Origin of the sequence: Metapseudomonas boanensis, assembly GCF_042232855.1 — a bacterium.
GTDB lineage: Bacteria > Pseudomonadota > Gammaproteobacteria > Pseudomonadales > Pseudomonadaceae > Metapseudomonas > Metapseudomonas boanensis.
The window spans coordinates 4,665,971-4,683,842 of sequence record NZ_CP113889.1; the positions used below are offsets into that span (position 1 = coordinate 4,665,971).

Genomic DNA, 17,872 nt, shown 5'->3' on the forward strand with positions numbered 1-17,872 from the left:
TCGGCGTTCCGGGATATTCCGACGAGGAATTCTCATACCAGGTTCAGCGTTCGCAGTCCTGATGAGAGGACGGACTGCGCGCACGGACGTGCCATCTGCATTTTTTACGGATTTTTTACGACCTGCGCCCACGAAGATATGGATACTTTCCAGCGCACAGTTGACGTGGCCGGAACTTGGCGTACCCCTCCTGTGCACCTGCAAGTTCGTGCCACCGGCTGCACTGACAACCCGCACCAGAAACTCTCCGATCCGTCGAAAGCCCCTCATGGAACGCACCGGGCACGGAGCCTTGCGCCGAAACTCGCAGCATGGCTGCGATAGCCGGCGGGCGACTTCCGATGACGGATGCCCAAGAGGTCTTGATTGATGAGTGATAACCCAGCTGCACTGGAGCGGACCTCCCACGCTCCGGCCTCTTCATTTGGGCTGCTGGTGGCAGCGGCAGGTGTCGTTTACGGGGACATCGGCACCAGCCCGCTTTACACACTCAAAGAAGTTTTCTCCGGCCACTATGGCGTACAGGTCAACCACGCCGGGGTGCTGGGCATCCTGTCGCTAATCCTGTGGTCGCTGTTGTGGGTCGTCTCGCTGAAGTATGTCCTGTTCATGCTGCGGGCTGACAACGGTGGCGAGGGTGGGGTCATGGCACTGACCGCCCTGGCGCGCCGCGCCACCGCTGCCTATCCGCGGCTTAGCACTGCCCTGGTGTTTCTCGGGCTGTTCGGCACTGCGTTGTTCTATGGCGACAGCATGATCACCCCGGCCATCTCCGTCCTTTCCGCCGTGGAAGGCCTGGACGTCGCCCTGCCCGGTCTGGGTCATTGGGTGGTGCCAGTGACCGTGGTCCTGCTGATCGGTCTGTTCCTGATCCAGAAGCACGGCACCGCGCGGATCGGGATTTTGTTCGGCCCCGTCATGGTGCTCTGGTTCGTGGTGCTTGGCGCACTCGGAGTCCACGGGATCGCGCAACGCCCTGAGGTACTCCAGGCCATCAACCCTTGGTGGGCGGCCAATTTCTTCATCGAGCACCCTGGGATCGGCATCACCATTCTCGGGGCCGTGGTGTTGGCCCTGACAGGCGCCGAAGCACTTTACGCCGACATGGGGCACTTTGGTCGCAAGCCCATTGCGCACGCCTGGTTCGCGCTGGTCCTGCCCGGCCTGGTGCTGAACTATTTCGGCCAGGGTGCCCTCTTGTTGGCCGCCCCTGACGCGGCCCGCAACCCTTTCTATCTGCTCGCGCCGTCCTGGGCCTTGCTGCCGATGATCATGCTAGCCACCCTGGCGACCATCATTGCCTCTCAGGCGGTCATTTCGGGAGCGTTTTCGCTCAGTCAGCAGGCAATCCAGCTCGGCTACATACCGCGCATGCTGGTCCAGCACACCTCTAGCGCATCGCAGGGACAAATCTACATCGGCGTGGTGAACTGGGCGCTGATGACCTGCGTCGTCTTGCTGGTGATTGGCTTCGGTTCGTCAGGGGCCCTGGCGGCCGCTTATGGCGTTGCAGTCACCACGACCATGCTGATCGACACACTGCTGGTGTCAGCGGTGATGCTGCTGCTATGGAATGCACCCCGCTGGCTGGCGGTCCCTGTGCTGATTGGATTCTTCGTGGTCGATGGACTCTTCGTCAGCGCCAACCTGCCGAAGATCTTCCAAGGCGGTGCTTTCCCCGTGATCGCCGGCTCCGTGCTCTTCGTCCTGATGACCACCTGGAAGCGCGGTAAACAGGCCCTGTTTGAACGCCTGGATGAAACCGCTCTCCCCCTCGATATTTTCCTGGGAAGCATCCGTATCCAGCCGCCTCATCGGGTTTCTGGAACCGCAGTGTTCCTGAGCGCGCGCCCCGATGCGGTGCCCCATGCACTGCTGCACAACTTGCTGCACAACCAGGTGTTGCATGAGCAGGTTGTCATGCTGACCGTGCTGACCGAAGACACCCCCCGAGTCGATCCAAAGCACCGCTCCGAAGTGACCGGCTATGGCGATGGGTTCTATAGGGTATTGCTGCACTTCGGCTTCATGGATGAGCCTGACGTCCCGGCAGCGCTCAAGCTGTGCCAGGGTGGTGGGCTCGACTTCGCCCCCATGCGTACCACCTATTTCCTGAGCAGAGAGACCGTCATTCCAATCAAACGCTTTGGCATGGCACGCTGGCGCGAAGGGCTGTTCGCCTTCCTCCAGAAGAACGCGAACAGCAGCATGAGCTACTTCCAGTTGCCTGTGAATCGCGTGATCGAGTTGGGCACCCAAGTCGAGATCTGACCAGAGCGCCAACGGCCATTTCGGCAGACGGGAACTCGTCGACAGCCCTCCGGCACCTGGTGCGTCATCCGCGACATGGTCAACCCATCACTTGGCCTGCCATGCCATGCCAGGGTACCGCCTTGCCTTGCTGGAGGCCCAAAGGCCACCCACAATCAGATGGCCTCTCTCGAGAACTGGCCTCCATGTACCAGAACCTTGCTGTACTCGCCGCCTTTCTCCTGACCTACAGCATCTTCGCGGGGCGCTTCGAGTCGCGGCTGCTCAACGGCCCGTTGATGTTCATGCTCGCCGGCCTGGTGCTGAGCGCTACGGGTCTACTGCAATCGAACATCAATCGTGAAGGCCTGAAGGCCCTGGCCGAACTGACTCTGGCAATCGTGCTGTTCAGTGACGCAACCAATGCCAATCTCAAGGTACTGAAGGCCCACGAAGGGATTCCCCTGCGCTTGCTGCTGATCGGCCTGCCATTGACCATCGTAGGTGGATGGCTCGTGGGGTTGTGGTTGTTTCCGCAGATACCCCTGCTGGAACTGGCGGTTCTCGCTGTCATCCTGGCCCCCACGGATGCGGCCCTTGGCAAGGCGGTGGTCAGTAATCCGGCAGTGGCAGAGCCCGTCCGTGAAAGCCTTAACGTGGAGAGTGGCCTGAACGATGGCATCTGCGTACCGGTACTGCTGATGTTCCTCGCTTTGTTGATCGAGGCCCACGACCAGGCGCCCTGGGTGCTTGCAGTCGAACTGGTTGTCGAAGAGCTGGGCATTGGCGCCCTGGTCGGCATCGCATTCACCTACGCCACCTGGCAGTTGCACAGGGTCTCAAGCGCACACCAATGGCAGATGCCCATGTGGTCGCAGTTGACCTTGCCCGGTCTTGCCGTGCTGTGCTTCGCCACCGCGCAGACCATCGGTGGCAGCGGTTTCATAGCCGCGTTCGTAGGAGGTCTGCTCGCCGGCCACCTCTATGGTGAACAGAAGCATCTGCTGCTCCAGGCGAGCGAAGAATTCGCCAACCTGCTGTCAGTGCTCACCTGGGTCGCATTCGGAGCATTGGTGATACCCAAGGCCTGGAGCAGCTTCACCCTCGAGATCTGGCTTTACGCATTGCTCAGCCTCACGGTCATCCGCATCCTTCCGGTGCTGATCAGTCTGCTGGGAACACGCTTCGACACCGAAACCCGAATGTTCATAGGCTGGTTCGGTCCACGGGGCCTGGCCACCATCGTCTTCACGGTGATGATCATGGACGTGCCGATGGAGGCCACCAATACACTGGTGGCCACTGCCATCTGCACGGTGTTCTTGAGCGTGCTGCTGCATGGATTGACAGCCAACCCCTGGGTAGCCCGACTGGGTAACAAAATGCAGCAGACCTAAACCTGACCGCATTCGATATAACGACTCGAGCATCGCTTGGAACCAAATTGAAGGGACCGGGCGATGGGCTGCCTTGTTCCCCTTCCAACCGCAGCCATACTGCATCTTCTAATAGGCAGAAGCATGCAGCGCCTTGCCTTGCAGGGCCGTAGCCAAACGCCCTGCGCACGCCTGTATCAAAGGAGTACCCGAGTTGAACCGCCCCAGCGGGCATGACCTGCAGTCCGTTCTGCTGAAGTCAACGAGGTAAAAAAAGGCCAGCCCGCCCCTATGCTCGATGCAACAAGGAGATGGCCATGCGTTCGATAAAGAGGATTCTTCTAGCCGTGCCGTCAGTTCCAGAAAGCCCCGCCCTCCTACGCGGCGAACAACTGGCGGCAAAGTTGGGCGCCACGCTCAATCTGCTGGTCTGCGACGCGCGAGACGACCAGGGTGAGTTTCTCGACCAGCAACTTGCCCGCCTGCGTCTACTGGGTATTCCCGCGTTGGGAGAACGAGCCAATGTCGATCCCGAGCACGCCTCCAGCGCTATCCTCGCTGCCTGTCAGGTGCAGGAGTACGACCTGATCATCAAGCAGCATCAACCGGCATCAGGCTTGAAACAGCTGCTCGTGCCGCCGGATGACTGGCAATTGGTCCGCCTGTCGCCTGCTCCCTTGCTGTTGGTCAGGAGCAGAAGTTCCTGGGAAGGCAGCTCGGTCCTGGCCGCCATGGATGTCGAACATCATGATCCTGCGCACCTGGCGCTGCAGGGTAACGTCATGGGCCACGCCAGCGACCTGTGCGAACTCTTCGGCGCATCCCTGCATGTCGTCAGCGCCTACTCGCCCACCCTACTCCCTGCGGCCGACCCAAGCGTCGCTCCCGACCAATCCGTCGCCAGGCACTGCCACGACCAGTGCCAATGGTTCCAGAACGAGTACGAGGTGCCGGAGCACCGCCTGCATATCGGCGAAGGACCGGCCAAAGCCCTGATTCCGCAAATCGCCAGACAACTGGATGCCACACTGGTCGTGTTGGGCACTGTCGCCCGTCATGGGATTTCGGGCGCGCTGCTCGGCAATACGGCCGAAGCCGTTCTAGACCATCTGGACGGCGACGTGCTGGTCCTCAAACCGAACATGGCTCACACACAACACGCTGAACCAACGGGCCACCGGGCCGCCTGAAACATCTGCCCCGTAACAGTCCACGCTCAGGCAGCGTGGACTTTACGCGGGCTCGCAAAGCGAACTGAAAGCCAACCGACGATTAAATCAGAACAACTCCTCGACACCCGTCCTATCATTTTGGGAGCTGTCTCAGTTGGCTGCCATCACCGTGCGCCCGGCTATTCGATCCGCGTTCTCTTTCCCGAGGAGAAGCGAAATGTGCGTGATCCATCGCTACAGCATGATCTTGCTTGCCTTGTTGGCCCTCCCCGCTCACTCGGAGGACCAGGCGCCCACTAATCAGCAGGCCGCTGGCGTGGCAGCAGTACCCGCAACGGCCGCACCGGCTCAAGCGGTGTTTCGCGCAGAAGAACTGGATCAGATGCTCGCACCCTTGGCTCTTTACCCGGACTCGTTGCTGGCTCAGGTATTGATGGCATCAACCTACCCGGGGAACGTCGCGGATGCCGTGGACTGGTCCAAGGCGCATCCGAATGTCAGCGGCGACGACGCTGTGCGCCAGGTCGCGAACCAGCCGTGGGACCCGAGCGTGCAGTCGCTGGTGGCCTTCCCGGCGGTGCTGGCAACCATGGGCCAGGACCCCGCCTGGGTTCAGCGAGTAGGCGACGCCTTTCTCGCGCAACCCAACGACGTGATGGACTCAGTGCAGCGCCTGCGTCGACAAGCGCAAGCAGCCGGGAACCTGGAATCCAACGAGCAGCAGAAGGTCATCGTTCAACCGGCAGCGCCAAGTTCCTCGACCACCGTCGTCCAGCAGGCTGCTCCACCTCAGACCATCATCATCGAACCGGCCGACCCGCAGGTCGTCTACGTGCCCAGCTACAACCCGAATGTGGTCTACGGCAGTTGGCCGAGCCCGTCCTACCCGCCTGCCTATTACCCGCCACCACCTGGCTACTACCTGGGCAGCGCGCTTGCCGCCGGCCTGGCCTTCGGTGCTGGTGTGGCGATCATCGATTCGCTGTGGGGCGACTGTGACTGGGGGGGCGGCGACATCGACATCGACGTCAACCGCTATAACAACATCAACTCAAACCGCAAGATCAACGCCAACCAGAACACCTGGCGCCACAACGCAGTCAACCGCGACGGCGTGCCGTATCGCGATAATGCCAGCCGCCAGAAATATGGCCGCCAACTGGATGGTGCCCAACAGCGCGATGCCCTCCGCGGGCGTGACCCGGCACGTACCGCTGATCGCGAGCGTGCGCGCCAGAGCCTGACCCAGCGCGGCTTCGAGGCACCAGCCGCCAGCAATCGCCAGGCCCGCGAGCGCGCCCAGACCGCGAGCCGAGACCTGCGTCAGGAGCAGCGGGCACAACCCCGCGCCCAGGCTGGAGACCGCGACCTGCGTAAGGACCAGCAGGCGCGTCCACGCGCCACTAGCAATACGCAGGCTCGCCAGAAGGCCCGCAATCAGCACGCAAGTACACAAGGCCCGCGTAATAACGCCTTCTCCGGTACGCGGTCGCCGTCACAGTCGCGTGCGCAAGCCAGCCGCGGAAAAACAAGCTACTCCGCCGCCAGCAGGCCAAAAGCCAGCCAGGGCCGGACGGTACAGCGGCCCTCACATGCACCGTCCCGCGGTGGCGCCCGTCGGCGCTGAAAGGAGACTAGCCATGAGTGCTGTTATTCGCGTTTTCCTGGCTTCTATCCTGGCGGCTCTCGCCTACAGTGCCAGTGCACAGCAAGCGTATCCGACCCCGGGCGCCGCCGCTGCTGCCCTGGTCACCGCGCTCGGCACCAAGGAGGGGGATGCCAAACGCTTGGCAACCCTGCTCGGCGACGACTGGAATACCTACATCCCGGTCGGAAGCGTCGACCGTCAGGATGTCGATGCCTTCCTTGCCCTGTACCGCGAAAAACGGACGATCCAGACCGATGCATCAGGCCGTGCACATCTCGTGGTCGGCAATACGCCCTGGACCTTTCCACTGCCGATCATCCAGGACAAGGACGGTTGGAGATTCGATGCCAAGGCGGGCAGTGAAGAGATCCGAGTGCGCCGCATCGGTCGCAACGAAATCGGCTCGATGCAGGCGCTACTGGCCTACCACGATGCACAGATGGACTACGCCGATATCGACCGCGATGGCGATGGTGTGCTCGAGTACGCACAAAAGATCATCAGCACCGACGGCCAATATGATGGACTCTATTGGGACGAGAAGCCGGGCATCGAAGAGAGTCCGCTCGGCCCGCTCTTCGGTGACACCGAACGAGGTGACGACTGGCAGGGCTATCACTACCGCATCCTCACCGCTCAGGGCCCCTCGGCACCAGGCGGCGCCTATGACTACAAGATTGGGGAGAACATGACTCGCGGCTTTGCCATGATTGCATGGCCGGCCAAGTATGGTGATAGCGGTGTGATGAGTTTCATGATCAGCCATGACGGTCAGGTGTTCGAGAAGGACCTGGGGCCTGACGGAGAGAAACTGGCCAAGGCCCTCCCCCGCTTCGACCCTGACAGCAGTTGGGACGAAACGAAGGTACCGGGAGCGCCCTGAACTCGCGCCTTGCCTGTGCCACCGGAACCAGGCTGTCTGGCCAAGCTTCAGTCGCAGCCAGCGGCGCCTCGGGGGTTCAGGCCCGCTTGCAGGTAGAAATGCCCAGTAACGAGTAGGCAGGGCACGAGCGGAAAATACCGGTAGCCAGGGAAACCAGACCGATCCAGCCCCAGAGACCGATCACACCGCTCAGGCTAAGAGCGATCAGGATAAGGCCGCCGCCGATGCGCAGGCTGCGGTCTATGGTACCTACGTTCACTGTCATGATGACCTCCAGGTCAATTGCTGCGCTGACGCTCCAGCGCGGTGAACAGCAACATGCCGGCCAGCATCGCCAGGACAAATAGCAGCGCTTGCCAATGTCCGGTAAACAGGATGGTCAGCGCTGGCCCTGGACAGACACCGGCGATCCCCCACCCCACACCGAACAGAAGGCTGCCTCCGACAAGGCGCCGATCTACCTCGCGCTTAGTCGGCAGTTGCATCGGCTCATCCAGCCAAGAGCGTGGCATGCGCTTAGCCAGAGTAAACCCTGGCAGTGCGACAGCGATCGCTCCGCCCATCACCAAGGCCAGGGACGGGTCCCAGGCACCCGCGAGGTCCAGGAAAGCCAATACCTTTGCCGGATTGGCCATGCCCGCGAGCAGCAAGCCCACGCCAAAAATCAAACCGGCAACGAATGCAGTCAGTTTGCCCATGCTCAACCTCCGAACACATGACGCAGAACAAAAACCGTAGCGAAGCCGGCAGCCATGAAGCTCAGGGTTGCTGCCAATGATCGGGGTGACAGGCGTGCCAGGCCGCAGACACCATGCCCGCTGGTGCAACCAGAGCCATAACGGGTGCCCACGCCCACCAGCAGGCCGGCAATGATCACGCCGAACCAGCCGGTATCGAAGCGCACCTCAGGCAACTGGCCAAAAGCCAGCCACAGCAGCGGTGCCACCAACAGGCCAAGCAGAAACAGGGCCTTTTCCGCATAGCCGTCACTGCCACGCTGCAGCAAGCCGCCGAGCAAGCCGCTGATGCCTGCGATGCGGCCGTTGGCAAGGATGAACAGGCTGGCCGAAAGCCCGATCAGCACGCCGCCACCCAAGGCGCTCCAAGGCGTGAACGCGTTCCAGTCGATGGTCATGGATGTCTCCGGTGCAGGCTGTGCGCAGACTCGTGCAATGCATCGCACGTTATCTGCGTCTTGAGTCGTGGAATCCAGGCCAATCATATACCCCCAGGAGTATAGTTTCATCATCAATTTCGACGACTGGACATCAACGATGCCATGCGGGGCCGCCCAGCTTCGGCAGGCAGCCCGCGACGAACGAGTCAGGGGAAGGAGATGGCGCGAGATCCGGCGTTGCGCCGGGCTGCTGATAGAAGAAGTTACCTGTGGCGTTGCTCAGGTGTACTTGGTGAAGATCGCCCGAACCCGCTCGAGGGTTTCGGTGGCGTCCTGCTCCGGGTCCAGCACGGCCTCTTCGAGCAGGCAGACGAGCATCTGTTGGTAGGCACGGTCGAGCGCCTTGCGCGATGCGCTGAATTGCTGAGCGACCGCCTCGCAGTCATCGCCCCGGCGAATCATCGCCTGCAGGCCGCGAATCTGCCCTTCCACGCGGGCCAGGCGCTTGAGCATGGCGTCCTGGTGCGCCGCTACGACTTCGTTGGTCATTCGGTACCTCTGGCATCCGGACTGGCTACTGGGGGGAGTATCATCCTACTCCGGCGCCGAGCCGCCTGCACCTCGCGCACAGACGCGAACCGGCGGCCCGGACTCAAGAGCGTTGGGGCTGGCTCAGCCGCAGGTGAACTGCTTGATGGTGCCGGTATCGTCTACGTCGATGTTCAGGCGGCGGGAGTTGTAATCCATGGTCATCGGGTCATGCGGGCGTAGCACCCGTGCCATCTCGGCGCCGGACTGGCGCTTGGCCTGCTCGACCATAGCGACACTGGCCTGCTTGCCTACCAGCGCAGCAAGCACCGTCGAGTCACAGGTGCCACCGGGCACATGCGCGGTCGAGTCGGAGGCCTCGCTGGCAGGAGCCTCGGCCTTGGGTTCGGCAGCCTTTTCAGTCGAGCTGCAGCCGGCCAGGAGCAGGCCGATCAGGGCGAAACTGAGGGAAATTTGCTTGGAAAACATACAGCGATCCTCTGATGAACGAATGTCCTTGCATGTGCCTGCAACGGGGCTCCCGCTGCCGCAGGGCTCCTCCCTGTCAGCGCATGGTCGTCGGTGCATTCTATCCTCTGCTTTTGACTGCGGTCAGGTCACTGCGGCCTAATGCACGCCCTGCAAGCCACCAACATTCGTCATGTCGAACTCAACCAACGTCCGCGCCAGCACCCTGCACCTGCCCAAGGGCAACTGGTCGACCGTGCTCGACTGCCTGTGCGCGCACTTCTCCGCCATCCCGCGCGAGACCTGGCTGGAGCGCATGGCCCGTGGGCGCGTAACGGACGGCGATGGCAACGCCCTGGGACCCCACCATGCCTACCGCGTCGGGCTGCGGGTGCACTACTTCCGCGAAGTGAAGGATGAAAGGCCGATCCCCTTCCAGGAGCAGATCCTGCATGCCGATGAACACCTGGTGGTAGCAGACAAGCCGCATTTCCTGCCAGTGATGCCAGCCGGCGAATATGTCGAGCAGACCCTCCAGGCCCGGCTCTGCAAGCGCCTGGGCAATCCGAACCTGGTGCCGTTGCACCGCATCGACCGGCACACCGCCGGGCTGGTGCTTTTCTCGGCTGATCCATCGAGTCGGGGCCAATACCAGGCACTGTTCCGCGAACGGCAGATGCACAAGCGCTACGAGGCCATCGCCCCCGCCCTGCCCGACCTCGAATTTCCGCTGCTACGCGAAACTCGCATGGACGCCGGCGAGCCCTTCTTTCGCATGCAGGAAGTGACGGGCGCGCCCAATAGCTGCACACGCATGGAGGTCATCGAACACAATGGTGACCTCTGGCGCTATGCCCTCTACCCCATCACCGGCAAGAAGCACCAATTGCGCGTGCACCTGGCGGCCCTCGGCGCCCCCATCTGCAATGACGGCTTCTACCCGACGCTAACCGATGAAGGCGAGGTGGACGATTATGACCGCCCCCTCAAGCTGCTTGCCCATAGTCTCGCCTTCGACGATCCGATCAGCGGAAAGCCCCGCATTTTCGAAAGTGGCCTGAAGCTGGACTGGTAAGGCCAACCCTCTTCGGGTCGTAATGCATTTGACGGTTTTGATTTCGGTCGTAATATTACGATCATAATTAATGCCTCCAACGATCCTTCTGGAAGCCGCGCGACAGTCCACTAGGCTTTCCCATTCCACTCAAGTCTTCTGACCGAGGTACCAGACCATGAGCACATATGACGTAGCGGTGATAGGCGGCGGGCCTGGCGGTTACAACGCGGCGATCAAGGCGGGCCAGTTGGGGCTCAAGGTGGCCTGCGTTGAAGGCCGGGAAACCCTGGGTGGCACCTGCCTCAATGTGGGCTGCATGCCGTCCAAGGCGCTGCTGCATGCCTCCGAGCTATTCGAGGCGGCTGCGGGCAAGGAGTTCGCGACCCTCGGAATCCAGGTCCAACCCAAGCTCGACCTGGTGCAGATGATGGCGCAGAAGGCTGAAAGCGTTGCCGCCCTGACCAAGGGCATCGAGTTTCTCTTCCGCAAGAACAAGGTTGAATGGATCAAGGGCTGGGGCCGCATCGAAGGCCCAGGCCGGGTGGTTGTGACTGATCGCGACGGCCAGCAGCAGCACCTGAGCGCCAAGGACATTGTCATCGCCACCGGCTCGGAGCCTGCGCCGCTACCCGGCGTCCAGATCGACAACCAGCGCATCCTCGACTCCACGGGCGCCCTGTCGCTTCCAGTGGTACCCAAGCATTTGGTGGTCATTGGTGCCGGGGTGATCGGCCTGGAGTTGGGCTCGGTCTGGCGGCGCCTGGGAGCCCAGGTCACGGTCGTGGAGTATCTGGGCCGCATCTGCCCAGGGCTAGACGACGAAGTCGCCAAGACCCTGCAGCGCTCCCTCACCAAGCAAGGCATGAATTTCAAGCTCAGCTCCAAGGTCACCCAGGCGCTCGCCAGCCCGGTAGGTGTTGAACTCAGCATCGAGCCTGCTGCCGGTGGACTGGCCGAGACCCTCAAGGCCGACTATGTGCTGGTCGCCATCGGCCGGCGCCCCTTCACTGAAGGCCTGGGCCTGGAAAACGTCGGGTTGATCCCCGATGCGCGCGGCATGCTGGCCAACGAGCGCCACCAGACCAGCACGCCCAGCGTCTGGGTGATCGGCGACGTCACCTCCGGCCCCATGCTGGCGCACAAGGCGGAGGACGAAGGCGTCGTCTGCATCGAGCGGATTGCCGGGCACGCTGCTGAAGTGAACTACAACACCATCCCGAATGTGATCTACACCCGTCCGGAGGTGGCCACTGTCGGCAAGACCGAGGAGCAGTTAAAGGCCGAAGGTCGCGCCTACCGCGTGGGCAAATTCCCCTTCATGGCCAATAGCCGGGCCAAGATCAACCATGAGACGGAAGGGTTCGTGAAGGTCCTGGCGGACGAGCGCACCGACGAGATCCTGGGTGTGCACATGGTCGGTCCGAACGTCAGCGAAATGATCGGCGAATATTGCGTGGCCATGGAATTCTCGGCCTCGGCCGAGGACATCACGCTGGTCTGCCATCCCCACCCCACCCGCTCCGAGGCACTGCGCCAAGCTGCCATGGATGTCCATGGCGCAGCGATGCAAGCCTGAAGCGTCGAGCAGAAGGGGGCAACGCAGCCCCCTTTCCTTTCAGAATGCCAGGGCGCGTTCCAGAAGTTCCCCACGCGGGTCTCCATCTCGGCTGACCAGCGCATAGTTGTAACCGTCTCGTGACCAGTAACGCGCCTCCAGACCGCCCTCGCTGCGCTGGCCGCTTGCCATCCGAGCATAGAGTGCGCCCGGCGCACGCAGGTAGAGACTGACCCGTTGCCCTTGCTGGTCCTCGAACAGCAGCAAAGCGGCCGCGCCTTGCTCGGTCACCAGCCAACGCCCGCCAACCGGCGTGAAGCCGTAGGGTTGCAGGTCAGGAATCCGCGCGGCATGGCTGAAACGCTGATCCAGCCACGCCTGCAACTCCCCGGGCTGACGCGCTTGCACATCCACCGAATCACCCTGAGCGAACAATCGGTGTGCCTGCAAGGCGTCCTGCATCGGCGGGTTGGCTGCCAGCAGTATCTGTTCTCGGGCCTGCCAGCCCCCCACCCCGCCCAGCCCAAGAGCCAATAGGAACGACGCAGCCAGCGCCAGACGCCGCCGCTGGCGCGCACGCAGCGACGCGCGCACCACCGTCGGATCCAGACGCGCGGGAGGCGGCAACCCATTCAGGTTGGCCAGCGCTGCCCGCAGTTGCTGGGCATCGCGGCGCCACCCTTCGACCTGCGCGGCGACCTCGGGATTGGTTGTGAGGTACGCCTCCACTAACGCGTGCTGATCAGCGCTGAGTTGACCGTCAAGATAGGCGTGCAGATCGTCTTCGCTGGGATGGAATGCGTTCATTTGAGTACCCGTAGCTGAAGCGTGGTGGTTTCGCCTTCGGCCAGTTCACGCAGCGCCTTGCGCGCGCGGGATAGCCGGGACATCACCGTACCGATCGGAATGTCGAGCGCCTCGGCGGCCTCCTTGTAGCTCAGGCCCTCCACGCTGACCAACAGCAGGAGCGCGCGTTGGTCGGTCGGAAGATGGGCGAAGGCCTCCAGCGTGGCGTGGGTGACCACCAGATCCTCGGTGGAGATTGTCTCCTCCGCTACCGGCGCGGCACCAAAGAACTCCAGCAGCCGTGCATAGCGCAGGGCACGACGCTGACCGTCGATGAACTGCCGATAAAGGATGGAGAACAGCCAGGCACGCAGGTCACCCTCGCGCTTGCTGCCCCACTTCGACAGCGCCCGCTCGACCGTTGCCTGGACCAGGTCGTCCGCAGTGGCGGAGTTACGCGTCAGCCAGAGGGCAAAACGCCTCAGGCGCTGTAACAACTCTCGCAGTTGTGCGTCATCAATCATGTTCATAGTCGATCGTGTCGACCGCTTTGGCGGCCACTCTTACCTGGGAAGCAACAGGGAGACGCACGGCTGGGGATTTTATTCCACGACAGCGGGAATAAATCTCCTAGAGCCTCGTCTCACCAGCTCATGGACAGGGGAACATATCCCAGGAGTTTGGCATGAACACCGCAAAACCTTCGCGGATCAACCAGGCAGCAGCACTCGCGCTGATTAGCCTCGCCGTCGGCGGGCTGGCAGCCGGATTTGCCTATGCAGCTGGGTGGATCGGACCTGCGCGCCTCACGCCGCAGAACATCATCGACGCCTTCGAAGCGAACGCCGGCAGCTACCCTGGCTATCGGAAGAACCATGCCAAGGGCATCTGCATCGTTGGCCATTTCGAGAGCAACGGCGAGGCCTCCCGCCTTTCCCGCGCCAGCGTGTTTGCCAAGGGACAGGTTCCAGTCACCGGACGTTTTTCCATCGGTGGTAGCAACCCCTATGCCCCGGATGCTGCAGTGACGACCCGCAGCATGGCATTACTGTTCCAGTTGCCCGGAGGCGAACAGTGGCGCACTGCGATGAACACCCCACCGCTGCTCCCCGTAGCCACGCCGGAGGCCTTTTTTGAACAGGTACTCGCCTCTCGGCCGGACCCGGCCACCGGCAAGCCCGACCCCGCCAAGCTGCAGGCATTCTTCGCCGCTCACCCGGAATCCGCCGCCTTCAGGAAGTGGGCCGAATCGAGCAAACCGAGCAACAGCTTTGCCAACATCCCTTACCACGGCGTCAATGCATTCCGCCTGGTGGAGCCCGATGGCACGGGCCACTTCGTACGCTGGTCGGTGCAGCCGCAGGCGCCGTTCGAGCCCCTGGGTGAAGCTGGCAAGGATCCAGACTTCCTCGCCCACGACCTGCAACAACGCCTGCAACAAGGACCGTTGCGCTGGAAACTGCTGCTGACCCTGGCCGAACCAGGCGACCCGACTGCCGACCCAACCCAGCAGTGGCCGGCTTCGCGTCGCCAGGTCGACGCCGGCACCTTGGTGATCGAGCAGGCCGAACTCCAGGCTGACGGCGCTTGCCGCGATATCAACTTCGACCCACTGGTGCTGCCTGCCGGAATCGAGGCATCGGACGATCCGATACTCAGCGCCCGTTCGGCCGCCTACGCCGTGTCCTTCAATCGCCGCACCCGGGAAGGTGCACCCGTCAACCATCAGGGAGAACAGCCATGAAAAGCCCCGTCACTCACTTCAGCCGTACGCTGCGTGTGTTGCACTGGCTGATGGCTATCTTGCTGCTGGCCATGCTGTTCATCGGCGTCAGCATGGTGGTTACCCTGTCCGAGCGCCACAGCTGGTTGGTGGCCATCCACAAACCTCTGGGCATTTTCCTGCTGCTGTTGGTATTGATTCGCTTGGCGGTTCGCCTGGTTCAGGCCACACCGTCTTTGCCCCTTGAGATGCCCGCCTGGCAGAAACGGGCCGCACAGCTGTCCCACCTGCTGCTCTACATCCTGATGACCACGCTGCCGCTGGTGGGCTGGGCCATGCAATCGGCCGGCGGCTACCCCATCGTGCTTCACGATACCCTGCTGCTGCCGCCTATCGCCTCACAGGACGTCCAGCTCTATGCCTTGCTGCGCCTGGCCCACACTGTACTGGCGTACCTGTTGTTCGTTGGCATCCTGCTGCACCTGACGGCGGCCTTGGTCCACGCACTCATCCGCAAGGATGGTGTGCTTTCCAGCATGACCACCGGCAGGGGCATCCGCTCGGTGCCCGATGGCCAGTAGGCGCGGGTTAGCCCGCAACACCACCTCTCCTCAAGGAGAAACCTTCATGAAAAGCTTGATAATCGCCCTGACACTGAGCCTCGCCGCCAACGGTGCCCTGGCAGGCTCAATGAATCAGGAAGCACAGCCGCCCGTCACGCAGTACACCTACGGCATGCACCTGGACATCGCCCGCGTCGTGGAAATGACCGACCTGTCCACCTTCTGCGGCATCATGCCGGCACGGATGACCTACGAAGACAGCCAGATGCAGCGCAACACCATCGAGTATCTGGTCTGGGGCACCGGCTGCAAGAACGACTATTAAGTGCAGGTTGAGTAGCCCGGACTTCAATCCCGGGATGGCACGGAAACTCCCGGACTGAAGTCCGGGCTACATAGTTGCGGCAAAAAGCGAAGCTCAAGGTTGTTGCAAGGGACCGTTGGGCTTCGCGTCGCTCTGCCCAAACTCCGGCAGTGCCTGCAGTTGGGCTCAGAGCCAGCCTTTCCACTTGAACCAGGCGTACGGCAGGATCGCCGAGACCACCATCAGGCCAACAGCCACCGGATAACCGAACGCCCAGTCCAGCTCCGGCATGATCCGGAAGTTCATGCCATAGACCGTGCCCACCAAGGTCGGCGGCAGGAACAGGACCGCGGCAATGGAAAACACCTTGATGATGCTGTTCTGCTCGATATCGATCAGTCCCAGGGTCGCACTGAGCAGGAAAGCGATTTCATCGAACATCTTCGCCACGTAGTCCACCAGCGAGCGAATGTCGCGCTCAATGGAACGTGAGCGCTCGAGGCCTGGGTCACTGAGCCAAAGGCTCGCCCACTGGTTGGAGTAGTCCAGCACCCGCCCCATGCTCATCAGGCTTTCGCGCAACTTGGAAAGCGCCGAGTTGTGCCGACCCAGTCGTTTGACCACCGTCTGCAAGTCAGTGCGGCCCGGCTTGCGTGCGGACGCTGCGCTGCGATCGTCGCTGAACACCGCCTCGGACATTTCATCCAGATCGCGCTGCATCAATTCGAGCATGTCGGCCATGTGATCGACCACGCTGCCGCACAGCGAAATGAAGATCTGCTCGCTGGAGCCATGGCTTTCCGGCTCGCGAAGGAACTTGTCTTCCAGGTACTCGAAGAACGGCAGGTTGGCATAACGCACCGTCACCAGATGATCGGCCGCTACCACGAACATCACATCACTGGATATCGGTCGCTGCTGGCGAATGCCACTGACCAGCGTGGCGGTCAGGTAGAGCGCACCTCCGTGCTGATAGAGCCGCGAGGTTTCCTCGATCTCGACGATGGCTTCACGGCCTGGAATCTCAACACCGAGTGCCTGACCGATGAAGGCCGCCTCCTCGGGCTCTGGGTCCATCAGGTCGATCCACAAGGTTCCGGGCGGAATCGCCGTGCCCGTCTGGCCAGAGGTTGCGTGCAGAGCGCCGTCGGTCTGCGCGTAGTAGTGGATCATCCGAAAAGGCCCCCAGAGCGATGGAGAAACAGTAAAGCATGCGAGCATGTCGGAGACGCCACGTCAGGATGCCGGGGCACGTCGGCGGCAATTGGACTAGTTTGATTCCAAGCCACTGCAAACGCACCTGACCATGCGCAAGTACCCCGTAGCACCGGGTGAGGCCGTGCCCTGGTTCACCAGTAGCACACCCAGCCGTGAGCATTTCACCTTCGACACCATCGCCGGGCGCTATATCGTCCTGTGCTTTCTTGGTTCGGCCGCAGATCCAACCGCAACACACGTGCTTGCGGATCTCCTTACCCACCGGGAAATTTTTGATGATTCCAACGTCTGCTTCTTCGGCGTAACCGCCGACCCGCAGGATCGTGAACAGAACCGCGTGCGCAACTTGCTGCCAGGCATCCGCTTCTTCTGGGATTTCGACCGTTCGATCTGCAGCCTCTATGGCGCTCTTCAAGAGAGTGGCGCGATCCGCCAGATGACCTACCTGCTGGACCCGAGATTACGCGTGATTGCCGTACTGCCGATCGTGGGAAGTGGTGAAGGCCATGTCGATGCCTTGCTGGCCCTGCTGCAGGCGCAGCCGCCGATAGCACCTGCCACGGCGGTGAGCGGACATGCTCCGGTGCTGGTGGTGCCGCGAATCTTCGAGCCGGACCTGTGTCAGGCATTGATCGACTACTACGAGGAACACGGAGGAACGGATTCCGGCTTCATGGTCGAACGCCAGGGCAAGACCGTGGAACTGCTGCAACACGATCACAAGCGCCGGCGTGATCGCACGGTCGAGGACGAAGCCTTGCGCAAGCGCTGCATCGCGCACATCACTCGGCGCCTGCTGCCCGAAGTGCAAAAAGCCTTCCAGTTCCAGGCAACCCGCATGGAACGATACCTGGTGTCCTGCTACGACGCTGAGGAAGGCGGCCACTTTCGTCCCCATCGGGACAACACCACCAAAGGCACCGCGCACCGGCGTTTTGCCGTGTCGTTGTTTCTCAACAGCGGTGACTACGACGGCGGCAGTCTGCGTTTCCCGGAATTCGGGCAAGGCACCTACAGTGCACCTCGCGGTGGTGCCGTGGTGTTCTCTTGCTCGCTGCTGCACGAGGCGACGCCGGTCACCGCCGGTCGCCGCTATATGTTCCTGCCGTTCCTCTACGACGAAGCCGGACGTCGAATCCGAGAGCAGAATCTGCCTTACCTGGCAGAGGACGGCGAGGTAGCCGAGCGCTGAACGCGCGACTGATTTATCATGCCGCGCCCCTG

The 17,872-nt window shown here is 62.1% G+C and carries 19 protein-coding genes; 11 read left to right on the plus strand and 8 right to left on the minus strand.

Annotated features, from left to right (window positions below):
- Nucleotides 1–369: 369 nt before the first annotated feature.
- The 5 genes from OXH74_RS21800 (at nucleotide 370) to OXH74_RS21820 (ending at nucleotide 7,329) form a co-directional block, all read left to right on the plus strand.
- The gene (locus tag OXH74_RS21800) at nucleotides 370–2,271 is read left to right on the plus strand and encodes a potassium transporter Kup (protein WP_375738820.1); all 1,902 of its coding nucleotides are present in this window, start codon (nucleotides 370–372) and stop codon (nucleotides 2,269–2,271) included.
- Nucleotides 2,272–2,456: 185 nt separating this feature from the next.
- On the plus strand, nucleotides 2,457–3,647 hold the full coding sequence (locus tag OXH74_RS21805) for a cation:proton antiporter (RefSeq protein ID WP_375738821.1): 1,191 nt from the start codon (nucleotides 2,457–2,459) through the stop codon (nucleotides 3,645–3,647).
- Between the two features lie 296 nt (nucleotides 3,648–3,943).
- A complete protein-coding gene (locus tag OXH74_RS21810; RefSeq protein ID WP_375738822.1) occupies nucleotides 3,944–4,816 on the plus strand; it encodes a universal stress protein in 873 nt (290 codons plus the stop codon).
- A gap of 199 nt (nucleotides 4,817–5,015) precedes the next feature.
- Nucleotides 5,016–6,425 (plus strand): DUF3300 domain-containing protein, encoded by a 1,410-nt coding sequence (locus OXH74_RS21815; RefSeq protein WP_375738823.1) that lies wholly within the window; start codon nucleotides 5,016–5,018, stop codon nucleotides 6,423–6,425.
- Between the two features lie 13 nt (nucleotides 6,426–6,438).
- The gene (locus OXH74_RS21820; protein WP_375738824.1) at nucleotides 6,439–7,329 is read left to right on the plus strand and encodes a DUF2950 domain-containing protein; all 891 of its coding nucleotides are present in this window, start codon (nucleotides 6,439–6,441) and stop codon (nucleotides 7,327–7,329) included.
- 76 nt (nucleotides 7,330–7,405) lie between these two features.
- Here the strand turns inward: OXH74_RS21820 and OXH74_RS21825 are convergent, their stop codons facing one another.
- The 5 genes from OXH74_RS21825 to OXH74_RS21845 form a co-directional block, all read right to left on the minus strand.
- On the minus strand, nucleotides 7,406–7,594 hold the full coding sequence (locus OXH74_RS21825) for a DUF2892 domain-containing protein (protein WP_375738825.1): 189 nt from the start codon (nucleotides 7,592–7,594) through the stop codon (nucleotides 7,406–7,408).
- A 13-nt stretch (nucleotides 7,595–7,607) separates the two neighbouring features.
- A complete protein-coding gene (locus OXH74_RS21830) occupies nucleotides 7,608–8,027 on the minus strand; it encodes a DUF6691 family protein (RefSeq protein WP_375738826.1) in 420 nt (139 codons plus the stop codon).
- Between the two features lie 2 nt (nucleotides 8,028–8,029).
- A complete protein-coding gene (locus OXH74_RS21835; RefSeq protein ID WP_375738827.1) occupies nucleotides 8,030–8,464 on the minus strand; it encodes a YeeE/YedE family protein in 435 nt (144 codons plus the stop codon).
- A 261-nt stretch (nucleotides 8,465–8,725) separates the two neighbouring features.
- A complete protein-coding gene (locus OXH74_RS21840) occupies nucleotides 8,726–8,995 on the minus strand; it encodes a metal-sensing transcriptional repressor (protein WP_215380471.1) in 270 nt (89 codons plus the stop codon).
- A gap of 123 nt (nucleotides 8,996–9,118) precedes the next feature.
- A complete protein-coding gene (locus OXH74_RS21845) occupies nucleotides 9,119–9,463 on the minus strand; it encodes an I78 family peptidase inhibitor (protein WP_375738828.1) in 345 nt (114 codons plus the stop codon).
- 172 nt (nucleotides 9,464–9,635) lie between these two features.
- Between OXH74_RS21845 and OXH74_RS21850 the strand changes: the two genes are divergently transcribed.
- Nucleotides 9,636–10,517, plus strand: coding sequence for an RluA family pseudouridine synthase (locus OXH74_RS21850; RefSeq protein ID WP_375738829.1), 882 nt, complete (start codon nucleotides 9,636–9,638; stop codon nucleotides 10,515–10,517).
- Between the two features lie 157 nt (nucleotides 10,518–10,674).
- On the plus strand, nucleotides 10,675–12,075 hold the full coding sequence (gene lpdA, locus OXH74_RS21855; protein WP_375738830.1) for a dihydrolipoyl dehydrogenase: 1,401 nt from the start codon (nucleotides 10,675–10,677) through the stop codon (nucleotides 12,073–12,075).
- Between the two features lie 39 nt (nucleotides 12,076–12,114).
- Here lpdA and OXH74_RS21860 read toward each other — a convergent pair whose 3' ends face one another.
- Both OXH74_RS21860 and OXH74_RS21865 read right to left on the minus strand, forming a co-directional pair.
- A complete protein-coding gene (locus OXH74_RS21860; protein ID WP_375738831.1) occupies nucleotides 12,115–12,861 on the minus strand; it encodes an anti-sigma factor family protein in 747 nt (248 codons plus the stop codon).
- Nucleotides 12,858–13,370 carry a sigma-70 family RNA polymerase sigma factor gene (locus OXH74_RS21865; RefSeq protein ID WP_375738832.1) on the minus strand — a complete coding sequence of 171 codons (513 nt, stop codon included), beginning with the start codon at nucleotides 13,368–13,370 and terminating at the stop codon, nucleotides 12,858–12,860. The genes OXH74_RS21860 and OXH74_RS21865 overlap by 4 nt, the downstream gene beginning before the upstream one ends.
- Before the next feature lie 155 nt (nucleotides 13,371–13,525).
- Between OXH74_RS21865 and OXH74_RS21870 the strand changes: the two genes are divergently transcribed.
- From OXH74_RS21870 to OXH74_RS21880, 3 genes are read left to right on the plus strand one after another with little or no spacing between them, the layout of a single operon-like run.
- Nucleotides 13,526–14,584: a catalase family peroxidase gene (locus OXH74_RS21870; RefSeq protein ID WP_375738833.1), complete on the plus strand. Its 1,059-nt coding sequence runs from the start codon at nucleotides 13,526–13,528 to the stop codon at nucleotides 14,582–14,584.
- Nucleotides 14,581–15,144 carry a cytochrome b gene (locus OXH74_RS21875; protein ID WP_375738834.1) on the plus strand — a complete coding sequence of 188 codons (564 nt, stop codon included), beginning with the start codon at nucleotides 14,581–14,583 and terminating at the stop codon, nucleotides 15,142–15,144. The genes OXH74_RS21870 and OXH74_RS21875 overlap by 4 nt, the downstream gene beginning before the upstream one ends.
- 46 nt (nucleotides 15,145–15,190) lie before the next feature.
- Nucleotides 15,191–15,451, plus strand: a complete 261-nt coding sequence (locus OXH74_RS21880) for a DUF2790 domain-containing protein (RefSeq protein WP_375738835.1) — start codon at nucleotides 15,191–15,193, stop codon at nucleotides 15,449–15,451.
- 165 nt (nucleotides 15,452–15,616) lie between these two features.
- Here OXH74_RS21880 and OXH74_RS21885 read toward each other — a convergent pair whose 3' ends face one another.
- Nucleotides 15,617–16,603 carry a magnesium transporter CorA family protein gene (locus OXH74_RS21885; RefSeq protein WP_375738836.1) on the minus strand — a complete coding sequence of 329 codons (987 nt, stop codon included), beginning with the start codon at nucleotides 16,601–16,603 and terminating at the stop codon, nucleotides 15,617–15,619.
- A gap of 133 nt (nucleotides 16,604–16,736) precedes the next feature.
- Between OXH74_RS21885 and OXH74_RS21890 the strand changes: the two genes are divergently transcribed.
- A complete protein-coding gene (locus tag OXH74_RS21890; protein WP_375738837.1) occupies nucleotides 16,737–17,840 on the plus strand; it encodes a 2OG-Fe(II) oxygenase in 1,104 nt (367 codons plus the stop codon).
- Nucleotides 17,841–17,872: the final 32 nt, after the last annotated feature.